The sequence below is a fragment of the Polynucleobacter sp. genome (assembly GCF_018500155.2).
Taxonomy (GTDB): Bacteria; Pseudomonadota; Gammaproteobacteria; order Burkholderiales; family Burkholderiaceae; genus Polynucleobacter.
The window spans coordinates 29,543-49,615 of record NZ_JAHBAK020000007.1 but is presented as its reverse complement, the minus strand read 5'-3'; the positions used below and the strand labels follow the sequence as shown (position 1 = coordinate 49,615).

The 20,073-nt window shown below is 45.5% G+C and carries 19 protein-coding genes; 5 read left to right on the top strand and 14 right to left on the bottom strand.

Going from position 1 to position 20,073, the window contains the following annotated elements:
* Window positions 1-80 precede the first annotated feature (80 nt).
* The 4 genes from KIH43_RS00860 (at window position 81) to KIH43_RS00845 (ending at window position 4,243) form a co-directional block, all read left to right on the top strand.
* The gene (locus KIH43_RS00860; protein WP_297716773.1) at window positions 81-1,493 is read left to right on the top strand and encodes a circularly permuted type 2 ATP-grasp protein; all 1,413 of its coding nucleotides are present in this window, start codon (window positions 81-83) and stop codon (window positions 1,491-1,493) included.
* 12 nt (window positions 1,494-1,505) lie between these two features.
* Window positions 1,506-2,483: an alpha-E domain-containing protein gene (locus KIH43_RS00855; RefSeq protein ID WP_297716771.1), complete on the top strand. Its 978-nt coding sequence runs from the start codon at window positions 1,506-1,508 to the stop codon at window positions 2,481-2,483.
* A 17-nt stretch (window positions 2,484-2,500) separates the two neighbouring features.
* Window positions 2,501-3,298 (top strand): transglutaminase family protein, encoded by a 798-nt coding sequence (locus KIH43_RS00850; RefSeq protein ID WP_297716769.1) that lies wholly within the window; start codon window positions 2,501-2,503, stop codon window positions 3,296-3,298.
* Between the two features lie 66 nt (window positions 3,299-3,364).
* Window positions 3,365-4,243 carry a proteasome-type protease gene (locus tag KIH43_RS00845; protein WP_296968290.1) on the top strand — a complete coding sequence of 293 codons (879 nt, stop codon included), beginning with the start codon at window positions 3,365-3,367 and terminating at the stop codon, window positions 4,241-4,243.
* A gap of 49 nt (window positions 4,244-4,292) precedes the next feature.
* On the opposite strand, the gene ppsA is transcribed toward KIH43_RS00845, so the two are convergent.
* Window positions 4,293-6,698 carry a phosphoenolpyruvate synthase gene (ppsA, locus tag KIH43_RS00840; RefSeq protein ID WP_297716767.1) on the bottom strand — a complete coding sequence of 802 codons (2,406 nt, stop codon included), beginning with the start codon at window positions 6,696-6,698 and terminating at the stop codon, window positions 4,293-4,295.
* Between the two features lie 106 nt (window positions 6,699-6,804).
* Here ppsA and KIH43_RS00835 point away from each other — a divergent pair, with 106 nt between their 5' ends.
* Complete coding sequence (locus KIH43_RS00835; RefSeq protein WP_297716765.1) at window positions 6,805-7,632, top strand: pyruvate, water dikinase regulatory protein; 828 nt, start codon at window positions 6,805-6,807, stop codon at window positions 7,630-7,632.
* Between the two features lie 13 nt (window positions 7,633-7,645).
* Here the strand turns inward: KIH43_RS00835 and KIH43_RS00830 are convergent, their stop codons facing one another.
* The 13 genes from KIH43_RS00830 to frr form a co-directional block, all read right to left on the bottom strand.
* Window positions 7,646-8,470 carry an RNA methyltransferase gene (locus KIH43_RS00830; protein WP_297716763.1) on the bottom strand — a complete coding sequence of 275 codons (825 nt, stop codon included), beginning with the start codon at window positions 8,468-8,470 and terminating at the stop codon, window positions 7,646-7,648.
* A gap of 6 nt (window positions 8,471-8,476) precedes the next feature.
* Window positions 8,477-9,067, bottom strand: coding sequence for a ribonuclease HII (gene rnhB, locus KIH43_RS00825; protein ID WP_297716761.1), 591 nt, complete (start codon window positions 9,065-9,067; stop codon window positions 8,477-8,479).
* A gap of 8 nt (window positions 9,068-9,075) precedes the next feature.
* Complete coding sequence (gene lpxB, locus KIH43_RS00820; RefSeq protein WP_297716759.1) at window positions 9,076-10,323, bottom strand: lipid-A-disaccharide synthase; 1,248 nt, start codon at window positions 10,321-10,323, stop codon at window positions 9,076-9,078.
* Window positions 10,283-11,080 (bottom strand): acyl-ACP--UDP-N-acetylglucosamine O-acyltransferase, encoded by a 798-nt coding sequence (lpxA, locus tag KIH43_RS00815; protein ID WP_297716757.1) that lies wholly within the window; start codon window positions 11,078-11,080, stop codon window positions 10,283-10,285. The genes lpxB and lpxA overlap by 41 nt, the downstream gene beginning before the upstream one ends.
* Window positions 11,080-11,529: a 3-hydroxyacyl-ACP dehydratase FabZ gene (fabZ, locus tag KIH43_RS00810; RefSeq protein WP_296968302.1), complete on the bottom strand. Its 450-nt coding sequence runs from the start codon at window positions 11,527-11,529 to the stop codon at window positions 11,080-11,082. The genes lpxA and fabZ overlap by 1 nt, the downstream gene beginning before the upstream one ends.
* Window positions 11,530-11,584: 55 nt before the next feature.
* Window positions 11,585-12,637 (bottom strand): UDP-3-O-(3-hydroxymyristoyl)glucosamine N-acyltransferase, encoded by a 1,053-nt coding sequence (gene lpxD / locus KIH43_RS00805; protein WP_296968304.1) that lies wholly within the window; start codon window positions 12,635-12,637, stop codon window positions 11,585-11,587.
* A gap of 3 nt (window positions 12,638-12,640) precedes the next feature.
* On the bottom strand, window positions 12,641-13,165 hold the full coding sequence (locus KIH43_RS00800) for an OmpH family outer membrane protein (RefSeq protein WP_296968305.1): 525 nt from the start codon (window positions 13,163-13,165) through the stop codon (window positions 12,641-12,643).
* 18 nt (window positions 13,166-13,183) lie between these two features.
* Window positions 13,184-15,451 (bottom strand): outer membrane protein assembly factor BamA, encoded by a 2,268-nt coding sequence (gene bamA / locus KIH43_RS00795; protein WP_297716754.1) that lies wholly within the window; start codon window positions 15,449-15,451, stop codon window positions 13,184-13,186.
* A 77-nt stretch (window positions 15,452-15,528) separates the two neighbouring features.
* Window positions 15,529-16,656: a site-2 protease family protein gene (locus tag KIH43_RS00790; RefSeq protein ID WP_297716752.1), complete on the bottom strand. Its 1,128-nt coding sequence runs from the start codon at window positions 16,654-16,656 to the stop codon at window positions 15,529-15,531.
* A 25-nt stretch (window positions 16,657-16,681) separates the two neighbouring features.
* The gene (ispC, locus tag KIH43_RS00785) at window positions 16,682-17,866 is read right to left on the bottom strand and encodes a 1-deoxy-D-xylulose-5-phosphate reductoisomerase (protein ID WP_297716750.1); all 1,185 of its coding nucleotides are present in this window, start codon (window positions 17,864-17,866) and stop codon (window positions 16,682-16,684) included.
* Window positions 17,866-18,693: a phosphatidate cytidylyltransferase gene (locus KIH43_RS00780; protein WP_297716748.1), complete on the bottom strand. Its 828-nt coding sequence runs from the start codon at window positions 18,691-18,693 to the stop codon at window positions 17,866-17,868. Before KIH43_RS00780 ends, ispC begins: the two co-directional genes overlap by 1 nt.
* A gap of 18 nt (window positions 18,694-18,711) precedes the next feature.
* A complete protein-coding gene (uppS, locus tag KIH43_RS00775; RefSeq protein WP_297716746.1) occupies window positions 18,712-19,485 on the bottom strand; it encodes a polyprenyl diphosphate synthase in 774 nt (257 codons plus the stop codon).
* A gap of 18 nt (window positions 19,486-19,503) precedes the next feature.
* Window positions 19,504-20,064 (bottom strand): ribosome recycling factor, encoded by a 561-nt coding sequence (gene frr, locus KIH43_RS00770; protein WP_297716744.1) that lies wholly within the window; start codon window positions 20,062-20,064, stop codon window positions 19,504-19,506.
* Window positions 20,065-20,073 lie beyond the last annotated feature (9 nt).

Here is a 20,073-nt window from a genome sequence, read left to right as displayed (position 1 = left end):
GCACTCATATGGTGCATCGCAGCACTAAACTGCTTCAAATCCCTTAAAAACTCTCTTCTGAAGGCATTAATTTAATAGATATGAAACTGCCTTTTGATGAAATGCTCGATAGCGCCGGTAAAGCGCGTCCCCACTACCAAATTTTTCATAGCTGGTTAAAGCAACAAAGCGACACCCTTATGGGTCTCAAGCGTGCTGAAGCCGACCTCATTTTTAGACGCGTTGGCATTACCTTTGCCGTCTATGGCGATGATCTTGGATCCGAGAGAACAATTCCCTTTGACCAGGTTCCACGAATCTTTACTGCCAAAGAATGGGAACAACTTGAAGCTGGATTACGCCAACGTGTCAAAGCGCTCAATCGCTTTATCTATGACGTTTATCACAATGAAGAAATCATTAAAGCAGGCATTGTTCCTGCCGAACAAATCTTCAATAACGCGCAATATCGTCCTGAGATGCGCAACGTCAATGTGCCCAGAGATATCTATGCCCAAATTGCTGGCATTGATATTGTGCGTGCAGGTGAAGGTGAGTTCTACGTATTAGAAGACAACCTGCGCGTTCCCTCTGGTGTGTCCTATATGGTTGAAGATCGCAAGATGATGATGCGCCTCTTTCCCGACCTCTTTCAGAAATACCGCGTTGCACCGGTTGAGCACTATCCCGATCTACTACTAGAATGCCTCAAATCTGTTAAACCCGATGACGTTAAAAAACCTAACGTTGTCGTACTCACCCCAGGTATGTATAACTCTGCTTATTTTGAGCATAGCTATCTTGCTCAACAAATGGGCGTGGAGTTGGTTGAAGGAAAAGACTTATTTGTCAAAAACGAACAAGTCTTTATGCGCACTACGCAAGGACCTGAGCGCGTAGATGTCATCTATCGTCGCGTGGATGATGACTTTTTAGATCCACTCGCCTTTCGCTCCGATTCCACATTAGGAGTAGCTGGCTTACTCTCTGCCCATCGCGCAGGAAATGTCACACTCGCAAATGCAATTGGCACCGGTATTGCAGATGACAAATCTATTTACCCTTATGTGCCAGACATGATTGAGTTCTATTTTGGGGAAAAACCCATCCTCAACAATGTCCCTACATTCCAATGCCGCAAACCTGAGGATCTCGCTTATACCTTAGCCAATCTAGAAAAACTCGTTGTGAAGTTAACCCATGGCGCTGGAGGTTATGGCATGTTGGTAGGGCCTGCTTCCACTAAAGCTGAAATCGAAGAATTTAGGGCGCATTTAATGGCGAACCCTGATAAATATATTGCCCAACCTACTCTAGCACTATCAACCTGCCCGACATTTGTGGAGTCCGGCATTGCTCCTAGGCATATTGATTTGCGACCTTTCGTCCTCTCAGGAAAAACGATCAAGATGGTTCCCGGTGGATTAACGAGGGTTGCCCTCAAAGAAGGCTCTTTAGTGGTGAACTCCTCTCAAGGTGGTGGCACTAAAGATACCTGGGTGCTTGAAGAGTAAGAGAGAAAGAATATGTTAAGTCGCACCGCTGATTGTCTTTACTGGATGGCTCGTTATACCGAGCGCGCAGAAAATACCGCACGCATGCTTGATGTCAATCATCAAACTTCCTTGCTGCCACAACCTAGCGAAGTATTAGAACAAAGCTGGAAAAAGTTGCTCACTATCTCCAAGTTAGAGGGCGCTTTCTTAAGCAAATACGATGTGATTAATCGTGAGAATGTCTTAGATTTCATGATTTATGAAACGAGCAATCCTTCAAGTATTGTTTCGTGCTTGTACGCAGCCCGAGAAAATGCCAGAGTTATTCGCGGAAAGATCACTTCCGAGGTTTGGGAAACCCAAAATACTACTTGGCTGGAGTTACAACGTATTCTCCAAACAAGACATCAAGCTGACCCCAGCAGACTACTCGAGTGGGTAAAACACCGTTGCCACTTATTTCGTGGCGTGATGTACGGAACGATGCTAAAGAACGAAGCTTTTTACTTTATTAATGTTGGCACATTACTAGAACGCGCTGATAACACGGCTCGTATTTTGGAAACTAAATACGAGAATGAAACAACGCTTGGCAAAACCTATAAAACCAAATTAAATGATGATGGATCAGATGGTGAATTATTTGACTTTTATCATTGGGCCGCACTACTACGATCGGTGTCTGCATTCGAAATTTATCGACAAATTTACTCTGATCAAGTTACACCAAAGCAAGTTGCCGAATTGCTGATTTTTAATAAGCAAATGCCCCGCTCTTTAGTGAGCTGCGTGAATGAATTGATTCCCTTGGTTTCAGAAGTGAAAAATCAACAATCTAAAGAGATTGAACGCTTACTTGGCAAACTCAAGGCAAGCCTAGACTATTCCGATATCGACGAGGTGTTTGCACAAGGGCTAGATGAATTTATCGAGAGCTTTTTAGAGCGCATTAACCATATTGCCGATGAATTTAGTAGCGCTTACCTCATTCCATTAGCAGTAGCTTAATACTTGAAATTGAATATATGCATCTAAAGATCCGCCACCGCACTGAGTATCGCTACGAAACCCCAGTGCGCTATTCCATTCAAGAACTACGCTTAAGTCCACCCACCGCTGCTGGACAAGAAATTGAACGCTGGAAAATTAGCACCCCCATCAAGGCAAGCAACTCCATTGATACCTTTAATAATGTCTGCAGCGTATTTGTCCAAGAGGCATCCTATACATCAATGATGATTGAAGCCGAGGGCGAAGTCCTTACTCATGATGCTTATGAATATATTGACGATTCAAAAGCGGTATCGCCCTATTACTTACTTCAGCAAACCAATTTGACTGAGCCCTCCGAAGGGATGCTTGACTACTTTGCCGCATCCCTACCAAAAAAGAACTCGATAGATGAAGTTTTAAAACTAGCGGCAGCAGTCCAACAATCTATTGAGTACTCCCCTGGACAAACCAATTTTGCTACAACGGCAGCCCAATCCTTTGCCATGAAAAGAGGGGTATGCCAAGACCATGCCCACATCATGTTGAGTCTTTGCAGAGCTGCCCAAATTCCGGCGCGCTATGTCAGCGGATATTTCTTTGCCGAAGAGTCCCCTAACCTTGCTAGCCACGCCTGGATTGATTTTTGTAGTGATATTGAAAAAGGGGTGTGGATTAGTGTGGACATCACTCATGCATGCCTAATTGATGCGCGGCATATTCGCCTTGCTATTGGACGCGACTACTATTCAGCAGCCCCTGTCAAAGGAGTACGGACTGGCGGCGGCGGAGAAGAGCTCACAGCCAATATCTCTATCCAACAACTCTCCTAAGGCCGTCAGCCATTTAAGAGATAATCCCAGTAAATCATTTAGTAGCACTCAATAAGGATAGGGTTTATGACGTATTGTGTTGGGCTTTGCCTGAAAGATGGTCTCGTTTTTTTATCTGATACCCGCACCAACGCAGGGGTAGACCAAATTGGCACCTTCAGAAAGATGACCTTATTTCAAAAGGATAAAGATCGCTTCTTCGTCTTGATGAGCGCTGGAAACCTAGCCATCACGCAATCCGTTAAAGAAATCCTACTCCAAGGACAACTCATCAATGGAAAGAACCTTTGGACTGCTAAGAACTCATATGAAGCTGCTGTCCTGGTTGGTGATGCGATCAAGCAAGTGTATGAACGTGATCATGAAGCACTCACCAAAGCAGGACTGGATTTCAATTGCAATATGATTTTTGGTGGACAAGTGAAAGGCGAAAAACCGCGCTTATTCAATATTTACTCCGCCGGCAACTTTATTGAAGCAACACCGGAGACTTGCTACTTCCAAATTGGTGAATCTAAGTATGGCAAACCGATTCTGGATAGAGTGCTTAATTTTTCTACTCCGCTCAACTTAGCCACCAAGTGCGCACTGATTTCGATGGATTCCACACTAAAAAGTAACATTTCAGTGGGAGCGCCACTAGATATGTTGGTTTATGAGAAAGATTCATTACAAGCCTCAAAACTGGTCACGATGGATGAGGAGAATCCCTACTTCGCCATGATCCACCGCCTGTGGGGAGAAAAATTACGCGAAGCCTTTAATTCGATAGCTGAGCCAAGTTGGAGTGGCGCCAATAAATCGGCTGCAATTTCAATCCCTGCAAAAAAAATGGGCGGCGTACCCATCAATCGTGCGCCCAAAGCCAAACCTAAAACAACTACACGCAACACCACTAAAACGCGCAAGCCCGCTAAGAGAGCCGCTGCAAAGAAAAAAGCCTAGACCAAAGTCTAGGCTTTCATTGCTGCTATTGATGGGCTTGGTATCAGCCTTAGGCTTTTAGACTTTTACCCAACATTTCCCAAGTCTCCACAACGCTATCTGGGTTTAAGGAAATCGAAGTAATTCCTTTTTCAACTAACCAGCGCGCAAAGTCAGGATGGTCAGAAGGCCCTTGACCGCAAATACCGACATATTTATTTTGTTTGCGACAAGCTTCAATCGAGCGTGCAATCATAAATTCCACAGCAGGGTCGCGCTCATCAAAATCAATCGCCAATAATTCCATTCCAGAATCGCGATCCAGACCTAGTGTTAGTTGAGTCATATCGTTTGAACCGATAGAGAAACCATCAAAATATTCTAGGAATTGGTCTGCCAAAATCGCATTTGAAGGAATCTCGCACATCATAATCAGACGCAATCCGTTCACGCCACGCTTGAGACCAAACTTTTCCATCATCGCGATCACCCGCTCCGCCTGTGGAATCGTGCGGACAAAAGGCACCATGATCTCTACATTATCCAGACCCATATCTTCGCGTACGCGCTTCATGGCGGAGCACTCGAGAGCGAATGCCTCACCAAATTCATCAGAAACATATCGTGATGCGCCACGGAAACCCAACATTGGATTTTCTTCATCTGGCTCATAACGAGATCCGCCAATCAGTTTTTTGTACTCATTGGATTTAAAGTCTGAAAGGCGCACGATTACTGGTTTTGGATAAAACGCGGCCGCAATCGTTGCGACACCCTCAACCAATTTATCTTCATAAAACTGTCTTGGACTTGCATAACCACGAGCCACACTTTCTACAGCACGTTTTAAGTCTGGATCAATATTGGGGTACTCAAGTACGGCGCGGGGATGAACACCAATGTAATTATTGATGATGAATTCCAAACGCGCTAAACCAACGCCAGCATTTGGTATCTGACAAAAATCAAACGCTAACTGTGGATTACCAATATTCATGGTGATCTTCACAGGAATCTCTGGCAGTACGCCGCGGGACACTTCTGTTACTTCAGTCTCAATCAAACCATCGTAGATGTGACCTTCGTCACCTTCTGCACAAGAGACCGTCACCACCATGCCATCTTGCAATTGCTCTGTGGCATCACCGCAACCAACTACTGCTGGCACTCCCAATTCACGCGCAATAATTGCCGCATGACAAGTACGTCCGCCACGATTAGTCACAATTGCAGAGGCGCGTTTCATGACCGGCTCCCAATTTGGATCAGTCATGTCGGCAACGAGTACATCACCAGGCTGAACACGATCCATTTCGCTGGGGTCACGGATGATACGAACTGGTCCGGCGCCGATCTTTTGACCAATAGCACGACCTTTTGCTAAAACCTTAGAGCTACCCTTGAGCTTGTAACGCATTTCCACTTGACCAGCGGCTTGACTCTTCACTGTCTCGGGACGAGCCTGCAAGATGTAAATGCGTCCATCCTGACCATCCTTGCCCCACTCGATATCCATAGGACGACCATAGTGCTTCTCAATGATGACAGCGTATTTGGCCAACTCCGCAATATCTTCATCCTCTAATGAAAAGCGATTGCGCTTCTCAGGAGCAACATCTACTGTTTGTACTTTTTCAGCTGAACCTTTTGGTGCAAACTGCATCTGAATGAGTTTTGATCCCAATGCACGTCGAATAATGGCTTTTTTACCTTGCGCCAAGGTAGTCTTGAATACATAAAACTCGTCAGGATTCACAGCGCCCTGCACTACTGTCTCTCCCAAACCGTAGCTTGAGGTAATGAACACTACATCTTCAAACCCTGATTCAGTATCCAAGGTAAACATGACGCCAGCAGCCCCCAGGTCAGAGCGAACCATACGCTGAATACCCGCTGATAGGGCAACTTCAGCATGAGCAAAACCTTTGTGAACACGGTAAGAGATGGCGCGATCGTTATAGAGGGAAGCAAACACCTCGCGGATCTTCTTGAGAACATCTTCAATGCCTTCAACGTTCAGGAAAGTTTCTTGTTGGCCAGCAAATGAGGCATCAGGCAAGTCTTCGGCGGTAGCAGAAGAACGCACTGCAAAAGAGCCTTTGCCAGAATCATCCAGAACAGCAAATGCCTTGCGGATCTCTTCCTCTAATCTTGGCTGAAAAGGGGCTGTTTCTATCCACTGACGAATTTGAGCACCAGCCTCAGCTAACGCACGCACATCATCAATATTCAATCCTTCCAAACGCTGTTGAATGCGCTCAGTCAGATTGTTATGTTTTAGAAAATCACGAAATGCCAATGCCGTGGTAGCAAAACCAGTTGGTACTCGCACGCCGGTTGAAGCCAGCTGAGAAATCATCTCTCCAAGTGAAGCATTCTTTCCTCCGACCGACTCAACGTCGGTCATACGGAGTTGCTCAAAAGGCAATACATAGGCATCTGCCACACTGCTATTTTGTTGCTGTTGGTTGGACATAAAATACTCTCTAAAGATTAAAAAACTGGTCTAGCTGTCGCCTAAAATACGACTTACTTTAATATGCTTCTATTGTAGTGCTGACCCCCACTTTTAGGCTAAATTAATGTCTACAGAAACCCATATCGTCTTTATCGTCTCAGACGGCACCGGTATTACCGCTGAGAACTTTAGCCAGTCCATATTGGCTCAATTTGAAGCCAGCTTTAAGCACATCCGCATTCCATTTGTCGATAGCGTAGATAAAGCCCATGAGGCCGTCCAAAGTATTAACCAGGCTGCTAGTAAGTATGGGGTGCGACCAATCGTATTCACCACTTTAGTGAATTCTGAGCTCAATGCGATTGTTGCTAAAGCCAATGGACTAATTCTAGATATGTTCCAAACCTTCGTAGCGCCATTAGAAGAGGCATTGGGCATGAAATCTACGCATGCCATGAATCGCTTACACCATAACGCGGATACAGAAGCCTACAAAAATCGTATTGAGGCCATCAACTATTCATTAGCTCATGATGATGGGCAGTCCAATCAAAACCTTTCAGATGCAGATGTCATCTTGGTTGGCATTTCTCGGGTTGGCAAGACACCAACCAGCCTGTATTTAGCGATGCAGTATGGTCTAAAGGCAGCGAACTACCCATTAATACCGGAAGATTTTGAGCGCGGCCAGCTACCTAAAGATCTGATTCCCCATCGACAAAAAATCTTTGGTCTGATGATTGATGCCGAGCGTCTTTCCGAGATACGCAATGAGCGTCGCCCTGGAAGCAACTACGCAAAATTAGAAAATTGCCGCTATGAGATTAATGAAGCGACAGCCATGATGAAAAAGCAGTCAATTCCGTGGGTAATGACCACGAGCAAATCCATTGAAGAAATTGCCACAACCGTACTGCAAGCAATTAAGTCAGATAAAACGATTTTGGGGTGACAGATAACGTCATTCAATAACTTCTTACACGTACCGTCTCGAACAAACATACTGCTGCTGCAATCGAGACGTTTAAAGACTCTAGTCGTGGATCAATAGGAATTGATATTGTCCTTGATTGCGCCAAGATCTCCTCTGAAACGCCGCGCCCCTCACTGCCCATCACCCAGGCGACTGGATGCAATAACTGCTCTTTCAGGTCATAAAGATCACAACTTGCCTCTGCGCTGGTCGCCAATAAGGGCGCTGTAACAGCGCTCAACATCTGCTGGGTTGTCCAGCCTTCATAAAGATCGAGTAGGCGATGGGCACCCATTCCAGCACGCAACACTTTACTTGACCAAAGATGAGCACATCCGGAGAGCGCTAACACTTTTGTAAATCCTGCTGCAGCTGCCGTGCGTAATATCGTGCCAACATTGCCCGCATCTTGTATGCGGTCCAATATGACAATATCGCCCTCTATAGTTCCGATCGATTGTGGTGGAGTCAGGGTGGACTTTGGCAAATTCAATAAGCCTGCAATATGTGGTGCGTTAACCAAATCACTCAAGAGATCCCAAAGCGCACTATCGAGCTGATATACCTTAGTTAAGGGGCAAATCTCCAAATGGGTATAGACAGCTTCTGCAATTTCGCCATTCTTTAATCCAATCTCTGATGTGATCAAGGTCTTTAACGCGGGGTCTCCCACCCATGTTTGCACGAGATGAATTCCCTCAAGTAAGGCATGCCCGCCAGCAGTTCTCGCCTTCTGGCCTTTTGCACCTGTTGCCTGCAAAAGTCGCATCTCCTTAAATAAAGAATTATCTTTAGAGGAGATCACTTCAAAGTTCATTGGTGTTTACGCCTTGGATTCCAGTACTTTGCGCACCGGTGAAAAACTACGTCGATGTTGATCGCATGCACCGTATTGCAAAAGAGCCTCAAAGTGTGCCTCAGTAGGATAACCCATATGCTGCGCAAACCCATACTCAGGATGACGTTCGTGCAGGAGTTGCATTTGACGATCACGTGTCACTTTTGCCAAAATTGATGCGGCAGAAATAGCAGGTTCTTTTGCATCCCCTTTGATAATCGCTTGTGCAGGAATTGGCAACTCTGGGCAGCGATTACCATCAATTAAAGCAGTATCAGGCCACTTCCCTAAACGTAAAGATAAATCTTCAATGGCGCGTCGCATTGCCAACATGGTTGCCTGCAATATGTTGAGCTGGTCAATTTCTGCGGGGCTTGCTTCACCAATCCCCCATGCCCTGGACTTCTCCAGTATTTGTTCATACAAAAACTCTCGCTTAGCGGCAGTCAGCTTCTTTGAATCTTTTAAGCCTGCAATAGGATTAGCAGGGTCAAGCACAACAGCGCCAGCCACTACCGCGCCTACTAATGGACCCCTACCCGCTTCATCCACTCCACAAATTAAAATCTCGCTCATCAAGATGCCTAATGTTTTTTATGATTGGCGATCGTTTGAGCAACCGCTTGGGCAACCAATAGACCTGTTGGACGGCGCAGACTTCCGTGCAATTGCGCAAAGCGATCCTTAAGACTAGAAACTTTAGCTGGATTATTTAACCAATCTTGCAAGGCTTTGGATAATTTTTCAGGAGTTGCGTCATCTTGCAATAACTCTGGCACAACAAACTCACCACATAAAATATTGGGCAAACCCACGTATGGTAAATATCCTTGGCGCTTCATAATCTGCGCAGTTAACCATGGTACTTTATAAGAAATCACCATAGGCTTTTTCCATAGAGCGGCTTGCAAGGTTGCGGTGCCGCTTGCAATCAACACCACATCTGACGATTCAAGTACTTCATCCGCCATCCCATCCACCAAATAAATTTGTATCTCAGGATGGGTATGTTTTGTCTCTTGTAATAGTCGCTCTAGCGCACTACGCAAGTGAGGGGCGGCAACCGGTATCACAAAATATAGTTTCTGCCCTTTTAATTGCTCAGCAAGCAATTCGATGGTCTTGAAAAAGACTGGGGCAATAAATTCAATTTCAGATGTTCTGCTACCAGGAAGAACTGCAACCACCAGGCCATCAAGCGCTTGCGCTGAAATATGAAGGCGATGGCATAGCTTTTCTTTTGCCTCCTGAGGATTTGGCTCAAGCGGTATTTCACTAGCAAGTGGATGACCAACATAAGTAGAGGCAACCCCTGCTGCATCATATATTTTGGTTTCAAACGGAAATATGCAGAGCATGCGATCAACTGCTTGCGCTATCTTTTTAATGCGCCCTGCCCTCCATGCCCAAATTGACGGAGATACTAGATGCATTGTCGGAATTCCCGCCTGACGCAATTTCAACTCCACACCCAAATTAAAGTCTGGCGCATCCACTCCTAAAAATACATCGGGTCGATCATGTCCAAGTAACTGATGAATCAGTTCTTTGCGCACTTTTAAAATCACGGGCAACTGTTTAATCGCTTCAACATAGCCACGCACGCTTAAGGTTTCCATGGGCCAATCTGAACGCATGCCTTCTGCCTGCATTCTCGGGCCACCAATACCGTAGACCTCAATCCCAGCCATATCGGGAATTTGATTTAATGCGCTTAGAACTGGTGCAGCGAGTAGGTCACCAGAGGGTTCGCCAGCTACACAAGCTAACTTTGGCAAAGCATCTCCAGTGTTACCGAATGATGCCACGGGTAGAGGCGGCGATAAAGTCATGAAACTGCGCTAATTTTTCAGCGGTGGCTTGGTCGGCTGCATGCGCCGCCACCATTTTCTGAATTTCTACCTTTGCATCCTCAAAACTAAGGCCATCTTTATAGAGCACTTTATAGGCTTGACGCAGTGCCGTGATGGTTTCACTAGAAAAGCCGCGACGCTTTAAGCCTTCTACATTAATGCCATGAGGAGATGCTTTATCACCAGCAGCAATAACAAAAGGGGGGATATCTTGCACTAACGCAGACGCGCCACCCAACATCGCATGTTGTCCAATACGCACAAACTGATGCACGCCAGACATGCCGCCCATAATGGCCCAATCATCTACCAAGACGTGACCAGCAATCTGTGCATTGCTGGAGAAAATGGTGTGATTCCCCACCTGACAATCATGCGCGATGTGAACATAAGCCATGATCCAGTTGTCATTACCAATACGCGTAATACCGAGATCTTGCGACGTTCCCGTATGAATTGTTGTGAATTCACGAATCGTATTGCGATCCCCAATGATCAATTGAGTTGGTTCACCACGATATTTCATATCTTGAGGTGGTCCGCCTATAGAGGCAAAGTGAGCAAAGGAATTATTTGCTCCAATAGTGGTGTAACCCTCAATCACCGTGTGCGAACCTACTTTGGTACCTGAGCCAATTTTTACATTGGGTCCAATGACTGAATAAGGCCCAATCTCGACGTCGCTAGCAAGCTCAGCCTTACTATCTACTACAGCAGTTGCATGAATAAGAGTCATTACGCACCCTTCGTACGAACTGCACAGGTGATATTTGCTTCTGCAGCGATTTCGCCATCTACGGTTGCTTGCACTGCAAATTTATAAATTCCTGCGCGACCACGTTCTAATTTCGCAGTCATGATGAGTTGATCCCCAGGAAGTACAGGTTTTTTAAAACGAGCTCCATCTATGCCGGCAAAGTAATAAATTGCATCTTCTGCACGCTCTTCAGAAAATGTTAGTAACGCAGCGGTTTGAGCCAAAGCCTCAATGATGAGTACGCCTGGCATCACCGGAAATTCTGGAAAATGACCTTGAAAAAAAGGTTCATTCATTGTGACATTTTTCAAGGCCGTGATTGTTTCACGTGGGGTAATTTCTAACACGCGATCCACCAATAGAAAGGGATAGCGATGTGGAAGCAATTGGAGAATCTTATTGATATCAATCGCAATTGGTGTGCTCATAAATTACCTAGTCAAAGTTAATATATATTGATCAAAAGGTCTAAGACCCCAAAGCCTATTTTTTATCCAATAAACGCAGGCGTTGGCGTATTTTATCTAGACCACGAAGAATCGCGGCATTTTTCTCCCAAGCGGCATGCAGCATAGAGGGATAGACGCCGGTGAAATGCTGCCCCGGCTCTACAATTGAGCGAATGATAGAAGTGTTACCAGAAACTGTTGTGCGATCTGCAATGGTTAAATGGCCTGCGAAATTTGCGGCACCGCCAATAATGCAAAAGTTGCCAATCTTGGTGCTACCAGAAATGGCGGCGCATCCCGCTATCACACAACCATTGCCAATCACCACATTGTGAGCAATTTGCACTTGATTATCGATTTTGGTACCGGCACCAATAACCGTATCACTCATGGCACCACGATCAATGGTTGTGGATGCCCCAATCTCTACATCATTGCCAATGACGACATTGCCTGTTTGTGGAATCTTGACCCATTCAACGCCACTAGCCGAAAAGTCCGGAGCAAAACCAAAACCATCTGAACCAATCACAGCACCGCTATGAATAATGCAACGTTCACCAATGCTCGAGCCATAGTAAATCGATACATTTGGGTAAATCACAGTATCGTCAGCAATCTGTGCATTTCGAGCAATTGTCGTATTACCTAAAATACTGACACGCTCGCCTAGCTTCACACCGGCCCCTATTTGCACAAAAGGACCTATGTGACAAGAATTTGGCACGATAGCTGTTGCATCAATGACTGCGCTGTTATGAATCCCAGGTACATTTGCTGGAGTGCCCTGCTTAGCAAAATACTGGGCCATACGCGCAAACGTGGCGTAAGGATTTTGGGAGACAAAATAAACGCGCTGCTCTTTTGCGCCAGCTGACTGTGACTGGAGAAACTCTAAATCTGACTTACTGACAATCAAAGCGCCTGCATTACTCTGAGAGGCTTGCTGGCGATATAACGGATTTGATAAGAAAGAAATCTGGTCGGGTCTTGCCTGCTCTAGAGGGGCAAGACCAACGAAGGGGCTAGAGGCCTCCCCCACCAAGCTTGCTTGAAACTGATTGGCCAGCTCAATGGCGGTAGGCATAAATTACTTGAGACTGTTCAGAACCTTGATGACATCATCCGTAACATCGGATTTAGGATTAGCGTATGCAGGATCCTGAATAATGATGTCCAATTTTTTCTGCTCAGCAATTTGCTTGAGTGCCATATTTGCTTTTTCAGCAACCTTGGCACGCTCTTCAAAATTGCGTTGGTTTAAGTCTTCGTTGTATTCGCGTTGCTTACGTTGCAGTTCACGATCTTGCTCAGCTAGATCACGCTGACGCTTTGAACGCTCTGCTTCACTCATCACCGCGCCATCGCGATCAAGCTTCTCTGCTGCTGCTTTAATCTTTTCGATTGCAGCACGTAATTCGTTTTGACGTTTAGCAAATTCATTTTCAAGTTTCGCCTGGCTCTGCTTGGCCATATTGGATTCGTTAAATACTTTATCCACATTAACAGCGCCTACTCGTGTACCAGAATCTTGAGCAAATGCGGCCTGGGTAGTCAATCCCATTGCGAGTGCCATCAGGCTATATTGAGTCCACTTTATAAAAAGACGATTCATAAAACTTTCCTTGAACAATTAAAACGCCGTACCAACCTGGAACTGCAAACGCTGTATGTTATCCGTTGGCTGAGCCTTGATAGGAATACCATAACTAAACTTCAGCGGTCCAAGTGGTGATATCCATGATATACCCAAACCATATGAGTATCTTAATACGAGATTGAGGTGCTCCCCAAAAGCATTACCGCCATCAACGAAGCCAAAGACACGCAGCGTCTTATCAACGCCAGAGCCTGGAACTGGCACGGTGTATTCGAGATTGGTCACGATTTTGGATTGACCACCAGTAGGCTGGTAAGCACCAATGACGGTGTTGTAATACTGCGGACCAAGCGAGCCTGGTGCATAACCACGGACAGATCCAATGCCACCAACATAATAGTTTTTCGTAATCGGGAAGGGATACTTCCCATACCCCTGGCCATATCCAACCTCACCATTAAATGAAAGGATATTTCCTTTAGAGAATGAATGGTATTTCTGGTACTGACCATAGATACGATAGAAAGTCATATTACCTACTGGCGTACCCACTTCACCAGAGAGCTGCTCTAAAGAACCATCTGATGGAATCAATGCGCTATCACGACCATCACGAGACCAACCCACTGTTAATGGCACGTTATAGGTTGTGAGCGTTCCTGGATAACCAGGAGCTGGAATACCGTAGTCTTGGGCGTAGGTTAAATAAGGTGTTGGCGTGTTAGAAGTGGTCTTAATCTGAAACCCTTCCACACCCGTTCCAAAGAAGACTCGATCTACTTCAGTGTAAGGGACGCCAAACTTAATGTTAGAACCAACAGACTTAATTTGATAATCAGGATCGCCAACGTAATACAACGGCTTGGATGAGCGGTAGTACAAATCGGTGTAGCGACTGATGCCATCCTCGGTAAAGTAAGGATCGTAGTTCGACAGCGTCAAGTTCTGATTGATCTTACCAACCGCCACATTTAATCCAACTGAAGTACCCGTACCAAAAGCATTGTCTTGATTAATACCGGCAGTCAATATGAGTTTTTCGGTTGAGGAGAAGCCAGCACCAATGCTGATAGCTCCGGTAGGCTTCTCGGTAACCTTCACATTTACATCCACCTGATCAGGAGATCCCGGCACATCTTGAGTGCTAACGTCAGTCTCTGTGAAATAACCTAGGCGATTTAAACGCTTCTTAGATAACTCTATCTTGTCACCATCAAACCATGAACTTTCAAATTGGCGCATTTCGCGACGAATTACCATATCGCGCGTTTTTGCATTACCTGAAATCTCGACTTTGCGGACATAAATTCGACGACCAGGATCCACAACCAGCGTGAGATCTACTTCAGCCAAGTCACGGCGAATGTCAGGCTGAGGATTAATCGTAGCGAAAGCATATCCATAGTTACCCAGCACCTCTGCAATTGCTTTTGTACTTTCAGTTAACTTAGCTGATGAGAATGTATCACCCGGCTTGAGCACAATCAGCTGCTGAAACTCAGCCTCTTTACCTAATAGCTCACCAGCTAAGCGAATGTCCTTAACCGTAAATTTTTTACCTTCACGAATACTAATCGTTAAGTAAATGCCTTTTTTATCAGGAGTAATGGAGACCTGAGTTGACTCAATCACGAACTCTAAATATCCGCGATTTAAATAATAGGAGCGAATGGTTTCTAGGTCGGCGGTTAATTTTTGTTTTGAATATAGGTTGTCTTTGCTATACCAAGACAACCATCCACCTGTTTTAAGCTGCATCTCACTTCTTAAGGTGCCTTCGCTAAAGGCCTCATTACCAATAAAAGTGATTTCCTCAATTTTGGCAACGGGACCTTCATCAATATTGAAATAGACCGCAACTTGATTGCGCTCTACTGGGGTGACTGTCGCAACCACCTCAGCGGCAAACATGCCCTTACCCACATATTGACGTTTTAACTCTTGCTCTGCTTTGTCGATCAAGGCCTTGTCATAAAAACGCGCTTCAGCAACGCCTACTGCCTTGAGTGACTTACGCACAACTTCAGGATCAAACTCTTTCATTCCCGTAAATTCAATGCGAGAAATGGTTGGGCGCTCATCAACAATAACGATCAATACATCGCCCTGTGCCTGAATTTGCACATCCCTAAAAAATCCTGTGCTATACAAAACTTTAATCGCTTCTGCGCCTTTTTCTTCGGTGAACTTGTCACCTACTTGTACAGGCAAATAGCTAAATACAGTTCCTGGCTCAACACGTTGCAGGCCCTCAACACGAATATCCTTTACCACAAAAGAATCGGCCGCAAATGCGTTCAAGCTAAAACCAACCGTCAATACCAACAAGGATTTAACGATGCATCGAGCAGCTCGAGGGAAATGTAATTCGAAAAAATTCAAGGCGACAAATAACGTTGTAAATCATTAAATAAGGCAAGAAGCGACAGAGATATCAGCAACAAAAAGCCCACTTTTTGGAACTTTTCTTGCACCGATGTCGAAATTCGCTTTCCAGCAACCAACTCCCATGCATCATACAGGAGCTGACCCCCATCGAGCATCGGAAATGGGAGCAAATTGAGCATCCCAATACTGATACTAATTAGTGCCAAAAATGCCAAATAGGGTTGCCAGCCGACTTGTACAGACTTGCCAGCCATATCAGCAATACTCAGGGGTCCCCCCAACTGCTTCAAAGAGGCTTTACCAGTGAACATCCCCAACATTAATCGGGCCGACACCTTGGTAATCAACCAAACCCGCTGAGAAGCAAAAATAATGGCATCAATTGGGCCCAATTTCAGCTCAGTCCAGCCCTCTAAGGGGGTCGGCATAGGCAATAGACCAAGCTCTAGCATGGGGTCACCATCTGGCCTAACCAAAGGCAGCTCTGCAGAGTTAAAAACCTTGATCAAACGATGACCATCGGGCGCCTCTAATTCCAAGGCAAACCCCTCCTCGGCCGTCAAAGCATCCATCAGACTCCAGCGCATAGCATTCCAGCTTGGCACGAGCTCAAATGCACCGGAAATGGGTGTATTTGACTGCTCCAAGGTTTGCCAGCCAATGACCCTAGCGCCTTCAGGAACACCCACTTTTGCGGCAAGTGAATGGGCTGGAGGACTTTGCAAAACCGCAGGAAGCTGGGGCACCCCTGATATATAGATCACAGCAAAGAGAATGATGGCTAGGAAAAAGTTTGCGAAAGGACCTGCCGCAACAATGAAAGAGCGCTGCCACAGTGGCTTTTGATCAAAGGCTTCGGCCTGCTCTTCTGGGGAGATGTGTTGAGAGGTATCTCTACCATCCAATAATTTCACATAACCGCCTAAGGGTAGCGAGGCTACCACCCATTCTGTTTTGTTTTTTGCGTGAAATGTGAAAAGCGGTTTACCAAAACCAACTGCAAAACGGAGTACTCTTACCCCGCAAGCACGTGCTGCCAAAAAATGACCATACTCATGAAAGCTGACTAAAACCCCCAGGGTGAGCAAGAAGGCGCCAATAGTAATAAGTGCTTGCAAAGAAAACCTCTAGAGTATCGATACGCTATTGCAGCGCCTGAATAATATCGTTAGCCAATTTTCTAGCTAATGTGTCAGCACTTAAGACATCCTCAAGAGACTGAACATTCTGAACAGGCAAACGATTTAATACCTGTTCCACCACTTGGTGAATACTCAAGTAAGGCAAACCTTGATCCAAAAATGCCGCTACAGCCACTTCATTTGCTGCATTTAAAACGGCAGGTGCCGTGCCTCCTGCTTTGGCAGCATCAAAAGCAAGTGCGAGACAGGGAAAGCGTTTGAAATCAGGCTCAAAAAAATTCAGATTGGCTAGTTGGGTGAGATTAAGAGGCTCAACACCTGCATCAATTCTTTCAGGCCATGCTAATCCATAGGCAATCGGTGTGCGCATATCAGGCTGACCCAATTGCGCCAAGACTGATCCATCTCGATAGCGAACCATCGAGTGCACTACGCTTTGAGGATGAATAAAAACTTTAATCTTTTCTAAAGGCAATCCAAATAACCAAAAAGCCTCGATGACCTCTAAGCCCTTATTCATCATGGTGGCCGAATCCACAGAAATTTTTCTACCCATCACCCAGTTCGGGTGGGCGCATGCTTGTTCTGGGGTAATGCTACTTAGTTGATCTATGGGCGTGCTTCTAAATGGGCCGCCTGAAGCTGTGAGCCACAATTCTTCCACTCCCGAACTGGCAGATGGATTTTTTGTAAAGTCATTCGGAAGGCATTGAAAAATTGCATTATGTTCACTATCAATTGGTAGCAACTCACCACCGCCGGATTTCATTGCTTGCATAAAAAGCTTACCCGACATCACGAGAGCCTCTTTGTTAGCTAAAAGCACCCTCTTTCCTGCTTGTGCGGCAGCTAAGGCCGGAACCAAACCAGCGGCTCCCACAATCGCGGCCATGACGGTATCGCATCCGGAATCAATCACGGCGCTAACAAGCGCTTCAGGGCCATAAAGGACCTGAGTATTAAGCTGCTTTTCCAGCAATATTTTCTGTAAGCGCTTTGCATCGCTAGCCTCAGATACGACTGCAATGAGGGGTTTAAATTCAACACATTGATTTGCTAAACGCTCTACTTGTTTTCCAGCAGTAAGCGCAACGATATGAAAACGATCGGGATGTGCACGCACTACATCAAGCGTACTAACACCAATAGACCCCGTTGATCCCAATATCGCTAACTGGCGTTTCATTAGACTAGTCCTGCCAGCAACGCAGCAATGGGCATCGTCGGTATCAACGCATCCACTCGATCTAAGACTCCGCCATGACCTGGTAATAAATGACTACTATCTTTAACACCAGCCAACCGCTTTAATTGGGATTCAAAAAGATCTCCAAAAACACTAAATGTTGTTAAGACGGTCACCATAAGCAGCATAGGAATCCAACCAAATCGGATTGCCCACGCACCAAATAATGTGGACTCAAATGGCAAGAAAAAAGTGCAGATTAGTGCATATGCGTAACAAAGAACTAACCCTCCAAGAGCGCCCTCTATCGATTTGCCAGGACTAATCTGCGCAGCCAATTTGCGTTTGCCAAAAGCCTTGCCGACAAAATAGGCACCAATATCTGCAACCCAGACCAAAGCCATTGTGCTTAGCAAAAATACCAATCCCAGCTCGCGCAAAAAGACGAGCGCAAACCAGGTGGCAGGCAGCACGATTAGACCAAGGACGACATAAAACGGACGCAGCTTTATTAAGGAAAGGTTCATGCCTTTAGCCAAAATAAATGGAGCAATGAATAACCAGAAAATAACGGCCAAGAGCAGCAATGCAAATTGCCAGCTGACGTTTTGCATCCCCAGCAAAAATAAAATAATGGCTAAACAAAAAAGAGCATATAGATAGGCTGCACGTCCTGCTTCAGGGGCCAAGAGACGACTCCACTCCCAAGCGGCGGCCAAAAGAGCAAGCAAGAAAAATGCACCAATGTAAATAGCGGGTAATAAAAACAGAATAGGAAGAAGTACCGCCAACAAAACTAGGGCAGTAATAACTCGAGTTTTTAACATGTAGAATTTTTGAAGGGATTACACTGCATCGCTTGTCACTTGCGATGCAAGTTGAGCACTAGTGCGCCCAAAACGACGTTCACGCTGACTAAACCAGTCAAAAGCCTTTTGTAACTCAAGCTCATCAAAATCTGGCCAAAGCACGTCCGTAAAATACAGCTCGGTATAGGCTAACTGCCATAACAAAAAGTTACTGATACGTTGTTCACCACCGGTGCGAATAAATAAATCAGGCTCTGGTGCGTAAGCCATGGACAGATAGGGTTGCAAAACACCTTCGCTAATATCTTCAGGCTTAATATTTGGATTATCAGCAAGGCAGCGTTGCATCGCTTGCAAAATATCCCAACGTCCACCATAGTTTGCTGCGATGGTAAATGTTAACGATTTGCCACCGGCAGTTTTTTGCTCGGAAAATTGAACCATCTCCTGAATCGCTTGATCAAAACGAGTGAGATCACCAATCAAACGCAAGCAAATATCGTTGTCTGCCAGTCGAGATACCTCACCCTTCAGTGATTTAAGAAAGAGCTTCATTAAAAAGCCAACTTCTTCTGGAGGACGACGCCAGTTCTCAGAACTAAATGCAAAAACCGTCAAATACTCCACACCCAAACGGCGGCACTCTTGCACAATTTTACGAACCGCACTTAATCCTTCAGAATGCCCTGCGACACGAGGCATCATACGTTTACTCGCCCAACGTCCATTACCGTCCATGATGATTGCCACATGGCGCGGAATAGCGCTAACTTCTGGAATAGCTTGCGTTGAACTAAGGTGCTTGATCATAAGAAAATGCCTGGGACCTTAGACGGTCATGATCTCTTTTTCTTTTTCGGAAATGATCTTGTCAATATCTACAACTGCTTTATCAGTCATCTTCTGAATTTCATCTGTAGCACGACGCTCTTCATCTTCAGAAATTTCCTTGTCTTTGGTGAGGCGCTTCAAGTGCTCATTGGCATCGCGACGAAGATTACGTACAGCAATTTTGGCGTCTTCACCCTCACCCTTCACTACTTTGGTTAATTCGCGGCGGCGCTCTTCTGTTAGCGCGGGCATAGGAACGCGAATCACAGTTCCTTGGGAAGCAGGATTTAAACCCAAATCAGAATCACGAATCGCTTTTTCAACTGCAGCAACCATAGTCTTTTCAAATGGCTGAACGTTAATCGTGCGCGCATCGGCTAAACCGAGGCTAGCCACTTGGCTCAATGGTGTTGGGTTGCCGTAATACTCCACCTGAATGTGCTCCAGAATTCCTGGGTTAGCACGGCCAGATCGAATTTTCGCTAAATTAGCCTTCAAAGCCTCTAGGGACTTTTCCATCTTTTGTTTAGCGGTGGTTTTAATTTCTGCTGCAGACATCACATCTCC